The 18,634-nt window shown below is 35.0% G+C and carries 17 protein-coding genes; 9 read left to right on the forward strand and 8 right to left on the reverse strand.

What is annotated here, in order from left to right:
- Positions 1–3: 3 nt before the first annotated feature.
- The gene (locus ZPR_RS14920) at positions 4–1,494 is read right to left on the reverse strand and encodes a catalase (protein WP_013072559.1); all 1,491 of its coding nucleotides are present in this window, start codon (positions 1,492–1,494) and stop codon (positions 4–6) included.
- A gap of 134 nt (positions 1,495–1,628) precedes the next feature.
- On the opposite strand from ZPR_RS14920, the gene ZPR_RS14925 reads away from it, so the two are divergent.
- A complete protein-coding gene (locus ZPR_RS14925) occupies positions 1,629–2,333 on the forward strand; it encodes a DUF4197 domain-containing protein (RefSeq protein WP_013072560.1) in 705 nt (234 codons plus the stop codon).
- Positions 2,334–2,461: 128 nt separating this feature from the next.
- The gene (locus ZPR_RS14930; RefSeq protein ID WP_041580033.1) at positions 2,462–2,659 is read left to right on the forward strand and encodes a Lacal_2735 family protein; all 198 of its coding nucleotides are present in this window, start codon (positions 2,462–2,464) and stop codon (positions 2,657–2,659) included.
- On the opposite strand, the gene ZPR_RS14935 is transcribed toward ZPR_RS14930, so the two are convergent.
- The 3 genes from ZPR_RS14935 to prfA are packed head-to-tail and all read right to left on the reverse strand — an operon-like array spanning position 2,656 to position 5,365.
- Positions 2,656–3,429, reverse strand: coding sequence for an ABC transporter substrate-binding protein (locus tag ZPR_RS14935; RefSeq protein ID WP_013072562.1), 774 nt, complete (start codon positions 3,427–3,429; stop codon positions 2,656–2,658). The two genes, ZPR_RS14930 and ZPR_RS14935, sit on opposite strands and share 4 nt — an antisense overlap.
- Positions 3,430–3,431: 2 nt before the next feature.
- Positions 3,432–4,253: an orotidine-5'-phosphate decarboxylase gene (pyrF, locus tag ZPR_RS14940; RefSeq protein WP_013072563.1), complete on the reverse strand. Its 822-nt coding sequence runs from the start codon at positions 4,251–4,253 to the stop codon at positions 3,432–3,434.
- Positions 4,254–4,288: 35 nt separating this feature from the next.
- Positions 4,289–5,365: a peptide chain release factor 1 gene (prfA, locus tag ZPR_RS14945; RefSeq protein ID WP_013072564.1), complete on the reverse strand. Its 1,077-nt coding sequence runs from the start codon at positions 5,363–5,365 to the stop codon at positions 4,289–4,291.
- A gap of 442 nt (positions 5,366–5,807) precedes the next feature.
- Between prfA and ZPR_RS14955 the strand changes: the two genes are divergently transcribed.
- The gene (locus ZPR_RS14955; RefSeq protein ID WP_013072565.1) at positions 5,808–6,458 is read left to right on the forward strand and encodes an ATP-binding cassette domain-containing protein; all 651 of its coding nucleotides are present in this window, start codon (positions 5,808–5,810) and stop codon (positions 6,456–6,458) included.
- Here the strand turns inward: ZPR_RS14955 and ZPR_RS14960 are convergent.
- The 3 genes from ZPR_RS14960 to ZPR_RS14970 all read right to left on the reverse strand — a co-directional run bounded on the left by ZPR_RS14960 (position 6,455) and on the right by ZPR_RS14970 (position 10,752).
- Positions 6,455–7,159 carry a hypothetical protein gene (locus ZPR_RS14960; RefSeq protein WP_013072566.1) on the reverse strand — a complete coding sequence of 235 codons (705 nt, stop codon included), beginning with the start codon at positions 7,157–7,159 and terminating at the stop codon, positions 6,455–6,457. The genes ZPR_RS14955 and ZPR_RS14960 overlap by 4 nt on opposite strands.
- 120 nt (positions 7,160–7,279) lie before the next feature.
- A complete protein-coding gene (locus tag ZPR_RS14965) occupies positions 7,280–8,461 on the reverse strand; it encodes an AIR synthase related protein (protein WP_013072567.1) in 1,182 nt (393 codons plus the stop codon).
- 104 nt (positions 8,462–8,565) lie between these two features.
- Positions 8,566–10,752, reverse strand: coding sequence for a glutamine synthetase III family protein (locus tag ZPR_RS14970; protein ID WP_013072568.1), 2,187 nt, complete (start codon positions 10,750–10,752; stop codon positions 8,566–8,568).
- Positions 10,753–10,977: 225 nt separating this feature from the next.
- Between ZPR_RS14970 and ZPR_RS14975 the strand changes: the two genes are divergently transcribed.
- Positions 10,978–11,988, forward strand: coding sequence for a glutamine synthetase beta-grasp domain-containing protein (locus tag ZPR_RS14975; protein WP_013072569.1), 1,011 nt, complete (start codon positions 10,978–10,980; stop codon positions 11,986–11,988).
- 418 nt (positions 11,989–12,406) lie between these two features.
- Here ZPR_RS14975 and ZPR_RS14980 read toward each other — a convergent pair whose 3' ends face one another.
- Entirely contained in the window at positions 12,407–13,354 is a 948-nt protein-coding gene (locus ZPR_RS14980) for a calcium/sodium antiporter (protein ID WP_013072570.1), read from the reverse strand.
- A gap of 115 nt (positions 13,355–13,469) precedes the next feature.
- Here ZPR_RS14980 and ZPR_RS14985 point away from each other — a divergent pair, with 115 nt between their 5' ends.
- The 5 genes from ZPR_RS14985 to ZPR_RS15005 all read left to right on the forward strand — a co-directional run bounded on the left by ZPR_RS14985 (position 13,470) and on the right by ZPR_RS15005 (position 18,622).
- A complete protein-coding gene (locus ZPR_RS14985; RefSeq protein ID WP_013072571.1) occupies positions 13,470–14,465 on the forward strand; it encodes a carboxypeptidase-like regulatory domain-containing protein in 996 nt (331 codons plus the stop codon).
- A gap of 77 nt (positions 14,466–14,542) precedes the next feature.
- Positions 14,543–14,908: a BlaI/MecI/CopY family transcriptional regulator gene (locus tag ZPR_RS14990; RefSeq protein ID WP_013072572.1), complete on the forward strand. Its 366-nt coding sequence runs from the start codon at positions 14,543–14,545 to the stop codon at positions 14,906–14,908.
- Positions 14,909–14,911: 3 nt separating this feature from the next.
- Positions 14,912–16,153 carry a M56 family metallopeptidase gene (locus ZPR_RS14995; protein ID WP_013072573.1) on the forward strand — a complete coding sequence of 414 codons (1,242 nt, stop codon included), beginning with the start codon at positions 14,912–14,914 and terminating at the stop codon, positions 16,151–16,153.
- Between the two features lie 17 nt (positions 16,154–16,170).
- Positions 16,171–18,312: a M56 family metallopeptidase gene (locus tag ZPR_RS22610; protein ID WP_013072574.1), complete on the forward strand. Its 2,142-nt coding sequence runs from the start codon at positions 16,171–16,173 to the stop codon at positions 18,310–18,312.
- A gap of 157 nt (positions 18,313–18,469) precedes the next feature.
- Positions 18,470–18,622: a hypothetical protein gene (locus tag ZPR_RS15005; protein ID WP_013072575.1), complete on the forward strand. Its 153-nt coding sequence runs from the start codon at positions 18,470–18,472 to the stop codon at positions 18,620–18,622.
- The last annotated feature ends 12 nt before the right edge of the window (positions 18,623–18,634 follow it).

The following is an 18,634-nucleotide window of genomic DNA, read 5'->3' on the forward strand; positions in this document are numbered from 1 at the left end:
ATTTTATCGTGCAAATTCTTCCATATTAATTTCTACTCCAAGTCCGCTGGCAATTCGCCCCCCTAATTCAGAATCAGCTCTAAACCAGTGGCACAGCTGGCGCATTATAATTTCATCCTTCTTTTCGCCTTCAATCTGGCTCATTGATCCAACAGTATTTGAAACCAAATTCGATTTCGCTTCATCACTCATAATCCGGTACAAATTACCGGGTTGCGTATAATGATCATTATCCCCTGCATCCGCCGAATTTCGGTCAAACCATTCAGCTTCTGCATCAGTTATCCTTGGTGCTTTTAATTTATATTTTTCATCTACGTTAATATCGTCAAAGCTGTTTGGATAGTAATTTTCGCTTCTTCCGCCATTACCATCAACGCGCATAAAACCGTCACGTTGATAATTATTTACCATATAAGGGCAACGATTTACCGGTATTTGCTCATAATTGGCTCCTAAACGATAACGATGCGCGTCTGGATAAGACAACAAACGTCCTTGTAACATCTTATCTGGAGAATAACCAATCCCATCTACGATATGTGCTGGCGCGAAAGCAGACTGCTCAATTTGCGCAAAATAATTATCTGCATTCTTGTTCAGTTCCATCTTTCCGACTTCGATTAAAGGATAGTCGTCATGGGGCCAAACTTTAGTAAGGTCAAATGGATTCCATTTATAATTTTGAGCTTCTTCTTCCGGCATTACCTGTATTTTTAATGTCCAGGTAGGAAAATCCCCTTTTTCTATGTTCTCCAAAAGATCTTGTTGCGCAAAATCTGGATTCTCACCTGCCATCTTCACAGATTCCTCATCAGTAAAATTCTTAATTCCCTGATCGGTTTTAAAGTGGAACTTCACATAAAAACGTTCATCTTTATCGTTGATTAAAGAAAAGGTATGCGACCCATACCCATTCATATGTCGGAAACCATAAGGTGTACCACGATCACTCATCAATATAAGTACCTGATGCAGTGATTCAGGATTTAATGACCAGTAATCCCAACGCATGGTTTGAGATTTCATATTAGTGAATGGATGGCGCTTTTGAGTATGTATAAAATCGGCAAATTTCTTAGGATCTTTTATAAAGAATACCGGAGTGTTATTTCCTACTAAATCCCAGTTCCCTTCTTCCGTATAAAATTTAAGAGCAAAACCACGTGGATCACGATCTGAATCTGCAGAACCTTTTTCACCACCTACGGTAGAAAATCTTGCCAGCATATCGGTTTTCTTACCAATTTCAGAAAACATTTTAGCCCGTGTATATTTAGTAATATCATTGGTTACGGTAAAAGTTCCAAAAGCACCGGAACCTTTGGCATGTACCACCCGCTCTGGGATTCGTTCTCTGTTAAAGTGAGCCATAGATTCATGAAGCACATAATCTTCAAGTAATAGTGGTCCTCTTCTACCAACGCTTAACGAATCTTCCTTTTCTACAAAAGGCCTCCCGGAAGCCGTGGTTAATTTTTTCTCGTTAGACATAATTCTAGTTTTAGTTTCAATTTTTTAAAGGTAAATAGGATGTTTTAATAATAGAAATCGATAATTTTAATTTATTCATAAATTTTTATAATAATAGATCTACTTTAGATAGCTTATATTTGAAAAAAAGCTCCATGAAAAAATTACTTTGCCTTATTGCTATTTTCACCTTATTTTCTTGTGCTGAATTGCAGGACATTGCAAGCCAATTACCCCAAAGCGGTTATGGGATGACTAACACTGAAATTGCCTCTGGACTACGCCAGGCCTTAGATTTTGGGATCGACAAACAGGTAACCAAACTTACCCGTGAAGATGGCTTTTTTAAAAATGAATTAGTAAGGATCACTTTACCGCCTGAACTTCAAAAAGTGGATAAAACTTTAAGAGATGTAGGTTTAGGTAATCTGGCTGATGAAGGCCTAAAAGTATTAAACCGAGCTGCTGAAGATGCTGTTAAGGAAGCTACCCCTATTTTTGTAAACGCTGTGCAGCAAATAACTTTTACAGACGCACGTAATATTTTGCTTGGGCAGGATGATGCTGCCACCCAATATTTAATAGGAAAAACACAATCACAACTTTACGATAAATTTAGCCCTGTAATAACCTCTTCTTTAGATAAAGTTGGTGCTAATAGGATTTGGAGCAATATCATACAGAAATATAATAGTATTCCGCTCACCAATAATGTGAATCCAGACCTGTCAGATTACGTAACTTCAGAAGCTTTAAATGGCGTTTACACCATGATCGCGGTAGAAGAAAAAGATATTCGGAATGATATTTCTGAGCGTACAACCACACTACTTAAGCGAGTATTTTCACTACAAGATTAAGAAGTCTCAAATATTTTAACATAATGGCAATTTAATCTATAAACTTTAAATTAACCTTAACTGCTACTTAGTATATCTTAAAGCAACTCAGGCTTATCTTTGTTCTATTGATGAAGAACGACTGGATTATGTTTAAAATATTCAAACAAAAGACAAAAGAAGAGTGCATGTGTGAGAAATACACACAGCTTATGCACAGAGCTTATAAATTGGCTCTTGTAGATAAGGAGCGTAGTGATAGGATTAATGCCAAAGCAAAGAAAATATTAAGTGAATTAAGACGTATGCATTATCCTGAAGTGGAAGATTGGGCGACTGATTATTAATTTAAACTTCTAAAATAATCAAAGGCCTTTTTTAATCTTGAGCCATACCAGCTAAAGTATTCCCCATCGACTAACATCGCAGGAATCCCCAATCGTTCTATATGCTTTAAATGATCTTTCTTAAAGGGAAAGGGTTCACTGGACAACAAGACCACATCTGGTGAATATTCGACCAATTGCTCCTCGTCGATGACCGGATATCGATCGTTAGCAATTATATTTTCAAACTTATTTAGTTTTAGAAGATCATTGATAAATGTGTCTCTTCCTGCCGCCATATATGGATCTTTCCAAATTAAGTAAATACAACGTTTCCAGTTTTTATATTGCATTTCTTCAGAAAAAGTTAGCCCTTCATTTTCTAAACAGGTAACTAATTTTAAGGCTTTTTCCTGAACATTAAAAAGTTGCCCATAATCTTTAATAAGCTGAAGGGAAGCTGCAATAGTGGAAACTGCTGAAACATGTACCGGGGCAATTTTTTCTAATTCTGTAACCATATCCCGGGTATTCTCTTCTTTATTGCACAGGATCACATCTGGTCTTAGAGCTTTGATCTTATCAAAATGTACAGATTTTGTGCCTCCTACCACAGTTTTATCCTTTCTAAGATTTCTTGGATGTACACAAAACTTGGTAATACCTACCAAGCAATTTTGTAGACCAAGATCTACCAAAAGCTCTGTTTGACTTGGCACTAAGGAAATGATTCGATTAGGAGTATCCTGAAGTATTAATTTTCGGCCCAAATGATCGAAAATTGTTATCACAACTATTGAAATTTCTGTAATTCTTCAGCCATTTGCTGCTGCAAAATTTCGGCTTTCGCTGCGGCTACTTCCGCAAAATTATTATTTGTTGAGGCATAAATGATCTTACGGCTGCTATTCACTAAAAGTCCAACATTTTTGGTCATTCCGTATTTGCAAACGTCTTCTAAATTTCCTCCCTGGGCTCCAACTCCGGGAACCAGTAGAAAACTTTCGGGTACAATTTTACGAACCTCGGCGATATATTCTGCTTTAGTAGCACCAACCACATACATCAGATTTTCTGAATTCTCCCATGTTTTGGAAGTTTCCAGTACTCTTTTATAAATTTCGGTTTCATCAGATTTTAAAGTCTGAAAATCAAAGGCTCCTTCGTTAGAGGTTAGTGCAAGTAAAATAGTATGCTTGTTTTCAAACTCTAAAAATGGTTCAACCGAATCTTTTCCCATATAAGGAGCTACGGTAACCGAATCGAATCCCATATCCTTAAGAAAGGTCTTCGCATACATTTTTGAAGTATTCCCAATATCGCCACGCTTGGCATCGGCAATGGTATAAATTTCAGGATAGTTATCGTGAAGGTAATCGATGGTTTTTTGCAAAGCCTGCCAGCCTTTTAGACCGCAAGCCTCATAAAAAGCAGTATTAGGCTTATAGGCCACGCAAAACTGATGCGTGGCATCTATAATGGCTTTATTGAAACTAAATATGGGGTCCTCTTCAGAAAGCAGGTAAGTTGGAATTTTTTTAAGGTCTACATCTAGCCCTATACATAAAAAAGATTGCTTTGTTTTAATCTGCTCTACTAATTCCTGCGTGGTCATATTTAGGTTTTAAATGGCATTTAAAATGCCTGATATTAAAATATATCTGAATTCTCTTTAAGCTTCTCCGTATTTTCTACCAATCGAAGCTCATCAATAATTTTTTGAATATCTCCATTTACGATATTGGATAGATCGTAAAGTGTAAGATTAATTCTATGATCGGTTACACGTCCTTGTGGATAGTTGTAAGTTCTAATTTTGGCACTACGATCACCGCTTGAAACCATTGAGTTTCGTTTTGCAGCATCAGCTTCCATTTTTTTGGCCAACTCTATCTCGTATAAACGGGAACGCAATACTCTAAATGCTTTTTCCCGGTTTTTATGTTGCGATTTTTGATCCTGACACTGGGCTACCAAACCTGTTGGCTCGTGTGTTAAACGTACAGCTGAATAGGTGGTATTTACCGATTGCCCTCCAGGACCCGATGAACAGAAATAATCGATACGAACATCTTTAGGATCGATCTCCACATCAAATTCTTCTGCTTCCGGCAATACCATCACGGTAGCCGCTGAGGTATGCACACGCCCCTGAGTTTCGGTTTGCGGCACACGTTGTACACGGTGAACACCAGCTTCAAATTTCATAGTCCCATAAACGTCTTCTCCAGAAACTTCAAAAATCATCTCCTTAAATCCGCCGCTGGTCCCTTCACTAAAATCTACGATATTATGACTCCAACCTTTACTTTCCACGTATTTGGTATACATTCTGTAAAGATCACCCGCAAAAATACTTGCTTCATCCCCGCCGGTACCGGCACGAATTTCCATCACTACGTTTTTGGCATCTTCAGGATCTTTAGGAACCAACATCATCCGTATCTTTTCTTCAAGCGCTGGCAACTCTTGTTTCGCTTCTTCCTGCTGGAGTTTAGCCATTTCTGTCATTTCAGGATCGCTCCCGTCTGAAATTATCTCTTCAGCTTCTTTAAGATTATCGGTAAGTTCAATATATCTTTCACGCTCGTTCATAAGCGCTCTAAGATCCTTGTATTCTTTATTAAGTTCAACATAACGTTTCTGATCGGCAATAATATCCGGCTGGATAATAAGATCATTCACTTCATCAAAACGTTGTTTAACAATATTCAGCTTCTCTAACATACAATTCTTAAGAATTTAGATCACAAATTTACAATAATTTGACTGAATTTTTATCTTCTCTAAACTTTACCTGTTCGTTTTCTTTATTTTGATGATATTCATAATAAATTAAACTTTTTAACGCTTTCGTTTTAAAGCATCAATCACAATTTTATTATATGCCCAATAGTTTTATCGTATTTACACAATTTTATCGTAAATTTTTAATTGCATCCCTTTTAATCAATTTTCTACTATTATCCCTTGGAAGTCCACTTTTCGTAATTGTGCTCGATAAACTCTTCATTGCCCTTATTATCTATCTTTTATATCGGTTCACCTCATTAAAAAACGAGCTGGTGTTTTTTTATAATCTCGGTTTTAGCCGTTTGCAGCTTTTTAGCTTAGCCATCTTAGCTGATATTTTTTTGCTTATTCTTTGCTCCTCCATAAACTATTTAATATGATTTTTGAAATTGATAATGTCGAACTAAATTTTGATAATAAACCAATTCTAAAAGCAGCTTATATAAAAGCAGAAACAGGAAAAGTTACTGGATTGTTAGGTAGAAATGGAAGTGGAAAAAGTAGTATTTTAAAAATTTTATTCGGAACCTTAAAACCAAAACATAAACTATTTAGAGTAGATAACAAACCGGTACTAAAAGCCTTTTACAAAACAGGAAAGATTACTATGTTACCTCAGTTTCCTTTGCTTCCGCCTGGGATTACGACTAAAAAAGCTTTCTACATGTATAAAGTCGATTTTGGAGAATTTTGTGATGTATTTTCAGAAATGTATGCTACAAAAAATCAAAAAACAAAGGAACTTTCTGGCGGGGAACAGCGGATTATAGAAACCTATCTGGTCTTAAAAAGAAATGTAGATATTGTACTATTAGACGAGCCTTTTGCCCAGCTTTCTCCCTTAATGATCGATAAATTTACTGCGGTTATTCAGCAAGAAAAAAAAGATAAAGCGATTATCATTACAGACCATCGTTATGAGGCAATACTAAAAGTTTCAGATCTGTTTTTTTTATTTCAGAACAAGCAAACTAAAATTGTGAAATCTAAAAATGAATTGATAAAATCGGGATATTTACCTCATTAAATTTTAATATCTACATCGATAAATTCTTCTTTTTTACCGAAACTTGTAGCAAAAAGCATCAAAAAGCCCGAGCCAAGTACATTAAAAAAACGATCTGCATAATAAAATTCCGGAAAATCCAGATAATAGGCTATAAAATAAGTAAGATCTGAAAATATCATCCAAAGTACGCCACATAAATAGAATACACTTTTTTGATTACTATAGCGATTACTATAGGATACAGCGATGATCGTTGTGAGTATAGTGATGATAGCAAAACCATAAAAAACCGGATTATAAATTTCTGTAGTATGCGTGAAAGTAATCATACTTTCCAGTTCAACCAGTAAGGCTAGATTAATCGCTACCAGTATTAAACCTATAAAAAGTTCTAATGCCGTTATTTTAAACCGTTTTAATTTCACGAGTCCAATGCTTCCCACCACAATAAATGCAGCTCCTCTGCTTATAAAAGTTATTGCATTAAAAACAGGATCTTCAAAATAAATCAGTGAAAAGTCACAAATAGAAAATAATAAAAAAGTAAGAAATAATTTCCAGGAAAAAGGTTTGTGTAATGCAGCAATGATCATAAAGAAGGCGCTACAAATAAAACGAACCCATCGACTTACTTCTTCATTAAACATCGATAGACTTGCTAAATTTACAGCAACCCAAAATACAATGGAAAAAGCAATTAATTTTCGACGTTCACTCATCTAGCATAAAATCAGACATCCACAAATATAATGAGATATTCCAATAAAAAAAGCTATAAAATTAACACTAAACCAATTTATTTTAATTTTCTCACCATATTTTTAGAATAAACGTAAAAATTACGAGTATTGATAATCCCCAAATTCACTTTTTATACTCAAGGATTTTTTATCTGAAGCTTCTACTCTACCCACTACTTTAGCATCGATATTAAACGACTTGGAGATTTGGATAATTTCATCTGCAAGTGCTGGTTTTACGTAGATCTCCATACGATGTCCCATATTAAACACCTGGTACATCTCTTTCCAATCGGTTTTACTTTCTTGCTGGATTAATTTAAACAGCGGCGGAACCTCGAAGAGATTGTCTTTTATAATATGTAGATTATTAATAAAATGAAGAATCTTGGTTTGGGCACCTCCACTGCAATGCACCATCCCGTGAATTTCTTTATTACTGAATTTAGATAAGATTTTTTGAATGACCGGCGCATAAGTTCTTGTTGGCGACAGTACCAGTTTACCGGCATCAAGCGGAGAATCTTCAACCTCATCGGTTAATTTTTTCCCTCCAGAATAGACTAAATCGCTCGGAATTGAAGCATCAAAGCTTTCGGGGTATTTTTCAGCTAGAATCTTAGAAAAGACATCATGGCGGGCAGAGGTCAAACCATTGCTTCCCATTCCTCCATTATATTCTTTTTCATAAGTAGCCTGTCCAAAAGAAGCTAAACCTACAATTACATCTCCGGGCTCAATATTACTATTATCAATCACTTCGCTACGCTTCATTCTGGCGGTTACCGTAGAATCAACGATAATAGTTCTTACCAGATCCCCTACATCTGCGGTTTCACCACCGGTAGAATGAATTTCTACGCCAAATTCCTTAAGATCCGCAATAAGTTCTTCTGTTCCGTTTATAATTGCTGAAATTACTTCTCCCGGCACCAAACTTTTATTACGACCAATGGTTGAAGACAATAAGATTTTACTGGTTGCGCCAACACAAAGTAAATCATCTATATTCATAATTAAGGCGTCCTGAGCAATCCCTTTCCAAACGGAAAGATCGCCGGTTTCTTTCCAGTACATATAGGCTAACGAAGACTTTGTTCCTGCCCCATCGGCATGCATAATCACACAATAATCATCATCCCCGGTTAAATAATCCGGAATAATTTTACAAAATGCTTTAGGAAAAAGTCCTTTATCTACATTTTTAATGGCGTTATGCACATCTTCCTTTCCAGCTGAAACACCACGCTGACTATACCTTTTACTTACGTCCTGACTCATGAATTTGGTTTAGGCTCCAAAGATAAACAGTTTTAAATTCTTTAAGAAGTTTTAAAACGAAAAAGCCCCGCAAGTATGCGAGGCTTTAAAGAACTTAGATAATATTATCTGGTATAAAGTAACTCACGATATTTGGTTAGTGGCCAAAGCTCGTTGTCTACTAATAATTCTAATTTATCGCAATGATACCTGATCTCATCAAAGTGAGGTTTTACCTCGTTACAATAAGATTCGGCTTTCTTCTGGATATCCTCAATTTTGTTTGCTACTTTTCTGGCTTCGATCATAGCATTTACTTTGCTGTTAATCACGGCAATATGAGTAGAAACACTTTCGATAAGCTCTAATTGTTCTTTGGCGTGCTTTTCGTAATTGTCACCATAGATACTCTTTAAACCGGTAACATTCTTAATCAGGATATTTTGATAACGAATTGCGGTTGGAATAACATGGTTTCTGGCGATATCTCCTAATACACGACCTTCAATCTGCACTCGCATGGTATACTCTTCAAGCTCGATTTCGTGACGGGCTTCGATCTCAATTTTATTCATCACGCCCAAATCTCCATAAAGCTTAATTGCTTTTTTGGATACCTGAACTTTAAGTGCCTCTGGAGTGGTTTTATTATTACTTAGGCCCCGCTTAGCTGCTTCTTTTTCCCAGGCTTCTCCATAACCGTCACCTTCAAACCTGATTTTTTTACTCTGTTTAATATACTCTCTAAGAACGTTGAAGATAGCATCATCTTTCTTCATCTTTTTGTCCTTAATAAGCTTATCCACTTCAGCTTTAAATTCTTTTAACTGTTTGGCCATAATAGCATTAAGTACCGTCATTGGATTAGCACAGTTTGCAGTAGAACCTACTGCTCTAAACTCAAATTTATTCCCGGTAAATGCAAAAGGAGAAGTACGGTTACGATCTGTATTATCGAGTAAAATTTCAGGAATTTTCCCAACTACATTTAGTTTAAGATCTGTTTTTTCCTGCGGAGAAAGTTTACCTGATGTTACTTTTTCAAGCTCATCTAATACCGCGGTTAACTGACTACCTATAAATACTGAAATGATCGCAGGCGGTGCTTCGTTAGCTCCTAAACGATGATCATTGGATGCGCTGGCAATAGATGCTCTTAATAACTCTTCGTTTTCATAAACCGCTTTAATCGTATTGATAAAGAACGTTAAGAATTGAAGGTTTTTCATTGGGGTTTTCCCAGGAGATAAAAGGTTTACGCCAGTATCTGTTCCTAAAGACCAGTTATTATGTTTACCACTACCGTTGATTCCGGCAAATGGCTTTTCGTGCATTAATACTACAAAATGATGACGCTCGGCAACCTTATTCATCACATCCATAATTAAGGAGTTGTGATCTACCGCAAGGTTTGCTTCCTCAAAAATTGGCGCCAGTTCAAATTGATTTGGAGCAACTTCATTATGTCTTGTTTTTACGGGAATTCCCAGTCGCATACATTCGATTTCCAAATCTCTCATATAGGCTAAAACACGAGATGGGATTGATCCAAAATAGTGATCGTCTAATTGTTGCCCTTTGGCGGGTGAATGTCCTAAAAGCGTACGCCCCGCCAACTGGATATCAGGACGAGTAGCAGCCAAAGCAGAATCGATTAAAAAATATTCCTGCTCCCAACCTAAAGTCGCATTTACTTTAGTCACATTCTTATCAAAATATTTAGCAACATCTGTCGCCGCCTGATCTACTGCCTGTAGAGCTCTAAGAAGCGGAGTCTTATAATCTAAGGCTTCGCCGGTATAAGAAACAAAAACGGTAGGAATACATAAAGTAGTACCCCAGATAAATGCGGGAGAAGTAGGATCCCAGGCAGTATACCCACGAGCTTCAAATGTATTTCTAATCCCTCCGTTAGGGAAACTTGATGCATCTGGTTCTTGCTGAACTAAAGAACCTCCGCCAAATTTTTCTATAGCAAGCCCTTCTCCAATAGTCTCAAAAAAGGCATCATGCTTCTCGGCTGTAGCCCCGGTTAATGGCTGAAACCAATGTGTGTAATGCGTTACTCCTTTATTGATCGCCCATTCTTTCATTCCCGCCGAAATATGATCGGCTACGGTACGATTAATTTTTGCGCCGGTTTTTACCGCATCCATCACATTATTATATGCTTCTTTGGTGAGGTATTGCTTCATTACCGACTCGTTAAAGACATTACTTCCAAAAATCGAGGAGCGTCTTCCGGGCTCTTCTATATTTAAAGATTTTCGGTTAAAGGTTTCTTCTATTGCCTTAAATCTAAGTGTTGACATGTTAAGCTGTTATGATTAATAAAATTTTGTTACCAAATTTAAATATTTCTCATTAGAAGACCTTAAAAAACATAAAATAATCTACACCCCCTAATTTTTAAGGGTTATTTTTCATAAATTAAAAATTCTTACCAAATCACCCCTTAAAATACATACAATGTATTCAAAATATTATATTTTTGTTAACGTTAGACGTTCAATTTTTTATAAAAACCGAATTAGATTATGAGCAAATCAAAACTGGAGTATATCTGGCTTGATGGTAGCAAGCCGACTCAGAAGTTACGTGGTAAAACAAAAATAGTTACCGATTTTTCCGGAAAACTTGAGGACTGTGAAGTATGGTCTTTTGATGGATCTTCCACAGGTCAAGCTGAAGGAAATTCTTCTGACTGCCTACTAAAGCCAGTATTTATTTGTCCAGATCCACAACGTAAGAATGGTTACCTTGTAATGTGCGAGGTACTTAATGCCGATAGCACTCCACACGAAACTAATGGTAGAGCTACTATAGACGATGAGGATGATGATTTCTGGTTTGGATTTGAGCAAGAATACTTCCTAATCGATAATGAAACAGGTAAACCACTAGGATTCCCAGCTAACGGATATCCTAGACCGCAAGGACCATACTACTGTTCTGTTGGAGCAAGCAATGCTTACGGTAGAGCTATCGTAGAAGAGCATTTAGATGCTTGTCTTGAAGCTGGATTAAACGTAGAAGGTATTAACGGTGAGGTTGCTGCAGGACAATGGGAATATCAAATTTTCGCAAAAGGTGCTGCTGCTGCTGGTGACGAAATTTGGGTTGCTAGATATTTACTGGAAAGAATTGGGGAACAGTATGGTGTATCTGTAGATTTACATCCAAAACCTCTTGGAGAATTAGATTGGAATGGTAGTGGTATGCATGCCAATTTCTCTAATTCTACTTTAAGAAATGCAGGAAATCGTGAAACTTACGAACAAATATGTGAAGCTTTTCGCCCAGTAGTAAAAGAACATATTGATGTTTATGGAGCAGATAACCATATGCGATTAACCGGAAAACATGAAACAGCTTCTATCCACGACTTTAGCTATGGAATTTCAGACCGTGGCGCTTCAATCCGTATTCCAATCGCAACTGTAGAGCGCGGATGGAAAGGATGGTTAGAAGACAGAAGACCAGCTTCTAATGGTGATCCTTACAAAATTGCAAGCCGAATTATAAAAACGGTTAAAAAAGCAGAATAAGCTTTAGGCTAGATTATAATTAATCTTAGATTAGGCGTTCCTTTTAGGAAACGCCTTTTTTATTGAACTTAATCAATTGATTTCAACACTCAACAAGATCATAAATCCGGTCATGATTTCTGGCTCCTACTTCTTTCATCTGTTCTCTACTCTAGTTGCTAAAGCGAAGCGATCTCTATTCTAACTACTAAATAGTGAATTCAAGATTTACGGTTTTAAATTCGAGGTTTATCCTAAAGGGAATGAGAAGTCTATTTTCAGTATACAGTTTACAGCAACCAGCCGTTAACTAAAAAGAATTCAAAATTCAACATTTTAAAATCTTGATTCCTTGCCCCTGCTTCTATCCTCTATTCTCTAGATCTCGTTGTACTTTCTACTTTCTACTTTCTACTTTCTACTTTCTACTTTCTACTTTCTACTTAAAAATAGTCATATAAAGAAACACAGAATATCCGGCTAAAATCACCAATCCTTTTATTCTACCAAATAAAAATTTCTTCGGAAGAAAAGCTAAGGGCACCAATATAAAAGAAAAAGCAATCATCCAGTAAATATCATTACTTAAAACCTGCTGGGATTGCATAACAATAGGCTGAATTAAAGAGGTTATTCCCAATACGGAAGCGATATTAAATATATTAGAGCCAATAAGGTTTCCAAAAGAAAGTGCTTTTTCCTTTTTCAAAGCTGCAATTACCGAAGCCGCAAGTTCTGGTACGCTGGTGCCTATAGCGATCATAGTTACAGAAATCACACGTTCACTAACTCCCAGATCCCTTGCTAGGGCAACCGAGCCGTTCACTAATAGTTCTGATCCTCCATATAAGGCAGCACCACCAATAATCAACCAAATAATGATCTTAAACCAGGAAGTTCCTTTTAAGCTCTCATCCACCTCTTCAACCACTTCTTCTTTTACCTTACGGCTTCTTATAATTAAAAAAAGTAAATAAAGAATCAGTCCCAATACCAAAGCACCTCCTTCAAGACGATCGATATCTTCACCATTAAGTAAAAAGAAATATAATGCGAAGGAAAACGCCATCATTACCGGCCAGTTAAATTTGTAAAAATCACGATCTACGGTGATGGGTGAAATCATAGCAGTAATACCTAAAACCAAACCTATATTAGCAATATTAGACCCCATGATATTTCCTAAGGAAATATCTGAAAATCCATCTAAAGCAGCCTGTAAACTTACCAGCAATTCGGGTGCAGAAGTCGCAAAAGACACTACGGTAAGCCCTATCACCATTCGGGAAATATTCATTTTAAAAGATAAAGCAACAGAAGACCGTACTAAAAATTCACCTCCTACTACAAGTAAAGTAAGCCCTATAAGTATGTAAACTATATCCATTTCAGCATTTTTATGCGAATATAACTTAATCTTTAGAGCTATTCTATTTCGTAGAATATAGATTTAAAAACTATATAAGTAGTTAAAAAACTAAATTATTCGTTATATTGCAAACATGAAAAATATCGCCTTTTTACTTCTTTTAATCACCATACCGCTTAAAGCGCAAAAAACATATACCGGTAGGGTTTTAAGTGCAAAGGATTCTACGGCAATTCAAGGAGTTTCTATTTATTTTGATGGTACAAGTTTAGGTACAATCAGCAATGCCAAGGGATATTTCAAAATTAAAAATACTGCTTCGAATATTTCTCCGCTTATTTTTAGATCTATTGGATATACCACCCAAACTGTTCCTAATATTTCGGTTTTTGAAGATGAAAATTTTCCCATTGTTTTTCTGCAAGAGAGTATAGATGAGCTAGAAACCGTGATTTTGGAAACCGATCCATGGACACGAGCACATAAACTTAGGGTCTTTAGAAGCGAATTTCTTGGAAAAACCAAAGCTGCCGGCAAGTGTAAAATCCTTAACGAGGATGACATTAGGTTAAAATATAGTCCTTCTAAGCATACGCTTATCGCTTATGCAGACAAACCTGTGATTATAGAAAATAAGCATCTTGGCTATATTATTGAATATGAATTGATGGATTTTACGGTAAAATACAGTGGCGGGAGTTCTGGACTTCGACTAGTAGATTATACCTTTTTTGAAGGTAGCAGTTTTTTTAAAGAGCTAAAAACTAAACCAAAAAAGCGTTTTATAAAAAATCGTGAAGATGCTTTTACAGGTTCATTGCTTCAGTTTATGCGCGCCTTATCAAAAAAGGAACTTGAAGCGCATCATTTTAGAATTTTCTACGATAAATTTGAGGTCCAGCCCTATAAATATTTTGATATCCAACCTGATGCAGACTTTACAAAAGTAACAATGCTGGCAGATAAAATAAGTATTTTACATAACAATCAACAATCGTCCATCATTTATAAAAGTCCTTTCTATATTGATCAATTTGGGAATTTCACCCCTACCCGTGCCTTTAGTATTGGAGGCTTTATGGGACAATCCAGAATCGCCAGGTTGTTACCCTTAAACTATGGATTATAAATTATTTACTACATATTTAGTTTAATAACTATTTTTTTCGTTATATTTATCAAACATTTAATAGAGATCATTTTAGCATGGAAAAATTAACAAATAAAGAAGAAGAAATTATGCGGATTATCTGGAAGTTAGAAAAAGCTTTCGTGAAAGAGATCATTCCGCATATCAAAGAACAAAAACTGCATTACAACACCGTTTCTACCATCGTTCGGAACTTAGAGGAAAAAGAGTATGTTTCGCATATCGCCTATGGGAAAACCCATCAATATTACCCTTTAGTCACTAAAGAAGCCTATCGTAAACAGTTTATGAATATCGCAACCAAGCGCTTTTTTGATAATAGCTACAAGAGCGTGGTTTCATTTTTTGCAAAAGAAGAAAAAATAAGCGCCAAAGAACTCAGAGAAATTTTAGAAATTATAGAAAATAAAAAAGAAGATTAAATCGTGGAATTTTGGAATTATATCCTTGAGAATTTCCTGTTACTGGCAGTATTTTTTGCCGGCTACGAGCTATTTCTTAAAAATTCCAAATTCTTTACTTTTTCCCGTTTTTATTTGATTTTCGGAATACTAATTAGTTTTATTTTACCACTATTTCACTACTCTATACAGGTAGAATTACACCCGGAAGATTTTATGAATGGCACTTCAGTTAATTTTGCAAGTCTCTCTCAAAATCTTACGAATATTAGTCTTCGAAATTCGATAAATTTTGAGGGATTTATTTTTTCAGTTTATCTACTTATTAGCCTGGTCTTTTTTGTACGATTTTTATTTCAATTACTTCAGCTTAAAAAACTAATTATTGCTTCTGAAAATATTTCAAAAATAAAAGGTCTCAAACTAAAGCGATCTCCAAAAAACTGTGGTGCATTTTCGTTCTTTAACTATATATTTTTAGATAAAATTTCAGAAAAAAAGGACAAAAACTATGTATTAAGGCACGAATTAATCCATGCACAACACTATCATAGTCTGGATGTTCTTTTCATCAATCTGGCATCTATTTTTTTCTGGTTTAATCCGTTAATGTATTACTATAAAAAACGAATTATCGATAATCTGGAATTTATTACAGATGATGCCGTAATGGCAAAAATCAGTAGTGAAAATTTAAAAAATGAACTCAAAAATTACCAATATCAACTTTTATCACAAAGCTTAGCTATTCAACATTTACCCATTTTATCATTTAATCATTCATCAATCAAAAAGCGAATCATCATGTTAAACAAAAAAACAGGCAATAAACTACAGCTTTTTAAAATTTTTCTCTTAATTCCGTGCCTTTGTTTTATCTTTTACAGTTGTAATGTAGACGAAGTTGCGAGCCTCGATGAAAATGCTGAATATTCTTTTTATTTTGATAAGAATACCAGCGAAGAAAATCTTCAAAACAGGGTTAAAATTTTTAATCATTTTTACAAAACTGAAGTTGCTTTAAAAATCACCGATACTAAATACCAAAATCAATTTTTAAATCAATTTACAGTATCTCGTAAATTTAAGGATCAATCCAATTTTACATCGGGATATCAGGCAACTGGAATAGCGGAAGAAAATATTAGTTTTCTTGTAACCTACAGAGAAGGGAAGATTATATTAAACTCCAATAACAGTTACAGGATAGAACTAGATAATGATGCTAATCGTATGATTATTTCTGAATCTGCAAATAAAAAATAATTTAATACCAATCAGCTATGCAAGAATTACTGCTCCACCTTTTAAAATCTTCTGCATTAATCGGAATATTTTATTTTGCCTACCTCATTTTACTGAAACAGGAAACAAGTTTTATGCAAAATCGTAAGTTCCTAATGGTTGGTTTAGTAAGCTCGGTAGTGCTTCCATTTATTTACTTTACGCAGAAAGAATATATAGCAGTTGAAACTAATGAGGTGCCATATATAGCTTTTACTCAATTCACCCCGCAGGATAACATGGTGAACGAAGAACCTATAGATTGGTGGCAGATCGGTTTTTATGTTTATTTCCTAGGTTTAGTGGTTATGGTTTTTAAGTTTTTATTGCAGTTATATAGTCTTCAAAATCTTATAAATTCCGGCAAAAAGAAACGCTACAAAACTTTAAAGCTGGTTCGTACTACTAAGAATATTAAGCCATTTTCATTTTTTAAATACATTGTTTTCAATCCTGATAAACATCGCGAAAAACACCTGAAATTAATCTTAAAGCACGAGCAAATTCACGCAAAACAATGGCATTCTCTAGATGTAATTTTTGCATCTATATTAAGCATTGCGTTTTGGTTTAATCCTTTTATATGGCTTTATAAAAAAGCAATAATCCAAAACCTGGAATTTTTAGCAGATCAAGATGCCGTAGCAAGTATCGCTAGTAAACAAGACTATCAAAAAGCTTTGGTTATGGCCACCGTAGGCTTACAACCGGCTATGACCAATCAATTTTATCAATCATTTATCAAAAAACGAATTATTATGCTAAACAAATCGAAAAAGAAAAACAACCAATGGAAACCCCTTTTAGTCATTCCAGTTTTATGCTTGTTTTTATACAGTTTTAATTTAAAAACTGAAAATATTTCTCTTCATTCTTCTACTGAAAAGATCTCGCAATTAAACGATACGCTAAAAAAGAACAGTATTTCTGGAAAAGTATCTTATGAAGAAAATGAAAATGCAAAATTACCAATACGATCAAAAGATTTTGAGATTTTGGGTGAGAACGCGCTATATATTTTAGATCACAAAACCTATACAAAATCTGAAATTACAGGAAACGCCGTAGTGTTTAAATCTATTCAGGTAATAAAACCGAAAACTGCAGAAAAGCAATTTGGTAAAAAAGGAAAAGATGGTGCTGTACTATTATCCAATGCTGAATTGATCGAAGATTTCCAAGGATATTTGAGAGAATTGGATAAACAAGAGGAAGCTATTAATCTTCAGTTTTTAAGGATTACCTCAAGAAAGAAACCCGAAATAATTACACTGCAGAAAGAACAAAGTTCTGTACAACCCCTTCAGAGCAAAACAGTTTCTTCTGAGACAATTGAGGAAAATAATTCTAAAACCACTCAAAATGATGAAAAGGTTAAAATTGTTAGTTATTCTAAATTACTGAAGGATACCCTATATGTTTTAAATGGTGTTCCAAAAAAAGACAAATCCTTTCTTCAGCATTTAAAGAAGGAAAATATTGAAAATATCACCTATATACAAGGCGATAAAGCTAAAGCGCTCTACGGGTCCAGAGTGTCCGAACACGGTGTGAAACTTTTTACTACTAAAGTTGAAGATTCTAATGCTCTCCTTCGTAAAAAGTCAAATCCAATACAATTTATTCGAATAAATGACTCTGCAGTCATAGATGGTAATCGACCTTTATATGTTTTGAATGGTAAAGTAGTTTCTTTGAAAGAATTTAAGCAGATACAACCTGAAAATATTAAAGCTGTTTATGTCATAAAAGGCAAAAAGGCTGCTGCTAAATATAAAGATGAAAATGCAGTATATGGTGTCGTGGAAGTTTACACCATAGATTTTAAGCGAGAATTACCTGGGCAATCTGCTACTAAAGTCTTCGTATATACTATTCATCATTATGAGACCGATGCAGCGATTAATAAAATGATTGCCCTGATTAAAAAAGAATATGATATTGAAGTAGATATTAAAAAATTACATCGAAATACTGATGGCATGATCAACAGTATTAAGATGAAAGCTAAACATACTGGTTCTTCCTCATGGAACGTTACCTATAGCTCTTCTAACAGTAGCGATCATGTCGAAACAATTTATATGATTATGGATACTGAAAGCGATGATTTTAAAATTACGAATCAAAAACCTGAATAGTAAATTCACTAAAAAGCACGTTGTACCTGTATAAAAATGGTTTTTAATTAACACCAGCCTTGGTTCCTGTTAATTTTGAATATCAGGTGAAGCTTACAATAACTTCTTTTTTATTGAGAGTCAATATTTTAATATCTTTGAAATAAACTGACCAAAAATGAAAAAGAAGTTGTTTAAAACCTTAGCAAAACTCAACAAAAAAGTACTGCCCAGTTATTCTAAAAAGGAATTAGATTTGGCAAAAGCCAATAAATTGCAAATGGCAATAATTGGATGGAAAACCTGGGTTACAAAAAACGCTTTAGATTAATTAATGAATCCG

Origin of the sequence: Zunongwangia profunda SM-A87 (genome assembly GCF_000023465.1) — a bacterium.
Lineage (GTDB): Bacteria > Bacteroidota > Bacteroidia > Flavobacteriales > Flavobacteriaceae > Zunongwangia > Zunongwangia profunda.

Bases quoted from the DNA above. Each gene is read 5' to 3' on its own strand.
- ZPR_RS14955 (WP_013072565.1), top strand. From the start codon at position 5,808: ATGATTTTTGAAATTGATAATGTCGAACTAAATTTTGATAATAAACCA.
- ZPR_RS14970 (WP_013072568.1), bottom strand. From the start codon at position 10,752: ATGTCAACACTTAGATTTAAGGCAATAGAAGAAACCTTTAACCGAAAA.
- ZPR_RS14930 (WP_041580033.1), top strand. From the start codon at position 2,462: ATGTTTAAAATATTCAAACAAAAGACAAAAGAAGAGTGCATGTGTGAG.
- pyrF (WP_013072563.1), bottom strand. From the start codon at position 4,253: ATGACCACGCAGGAATTAGTAGAGCAGATTAAAACAAAGCAATCTTTT.
- ZPR_RS14965 (WP_013072567.1), bottom strand. From the start codon at position 8,461: ATGAGTCAGGACGTAAGTAAAAGGTATAGTCAGCGTGGTGTTTCAGCT.
- ZPR_RS14960 (WP_013072566.1), bottom strand. From the start codon at position 7,159: ATGAGTGAACGTCGAAAATTAATTGCTTTTTCCATTGTATTTTGGGTT.
- ZPR_RS14980 (WP_013072570.1), bottom strand. From the start codon at position 13,354: ATGGATATAGTTTACATACTTATAGGGCTTACTTTACTTGTAGTAGGA.
- prfA (WP_013072564.1), bottom strand. From the start codon at position 5,365: ATGTTAGAGAAGCTGAATATTGTTAAACAACGTTTTGATGAAGTGAAT.
- ZPR_RS14925 (WP_013072560.1), top strand. From the start codon at position 1,629: ATGAAAAAATTACTTTGCCTTATTGCTATTTTCACCTTATTTTCTTGT.
- ZPR_RS22610 (WP_013072574.1), top strand. From the start codon at position 16,171: ATGCAAGAATTACTGCTCCACCTTTTAAAATCTTCTGCATTAATCGGA.
- ZPR_RS14990 (WP_013072572.1), top strand. From the start codon at position 14,543: ATGGAAAAATTAACAAATAAAGAAGAAGAAATTATGCGGATTATCTGG.
- ZPR_RS14920 (WP_013072559.1), bottom strand. From the start codon at position 1,494: ATGTCTAACGAGAAAAAATTAACCACGGCTTCCGGGAGGCCTTTTGTA.
- ZPR_RS14975 (WP_013072569.1), top strand. From the start codon at position 10,978: ATGAGCAAATCAAAACTGGAGTATATCTGGCTTGATGGTAGCAAGCCG.
- ZPR_RS14985 (WP_013072571.1), top strand. From the start codon at position 13,470: ATGAAAAATATCGCCTTTTTACTTCTTTTAATCACCATACCGCTTAAA.
- ZPR_RS15005 (WP_013072575.1), top strand. From the start codon at position 18,470: ATGAAAAAGAAGTTGTTTAAAACCTTAGCAAAACTCAACAAAAAAGTA.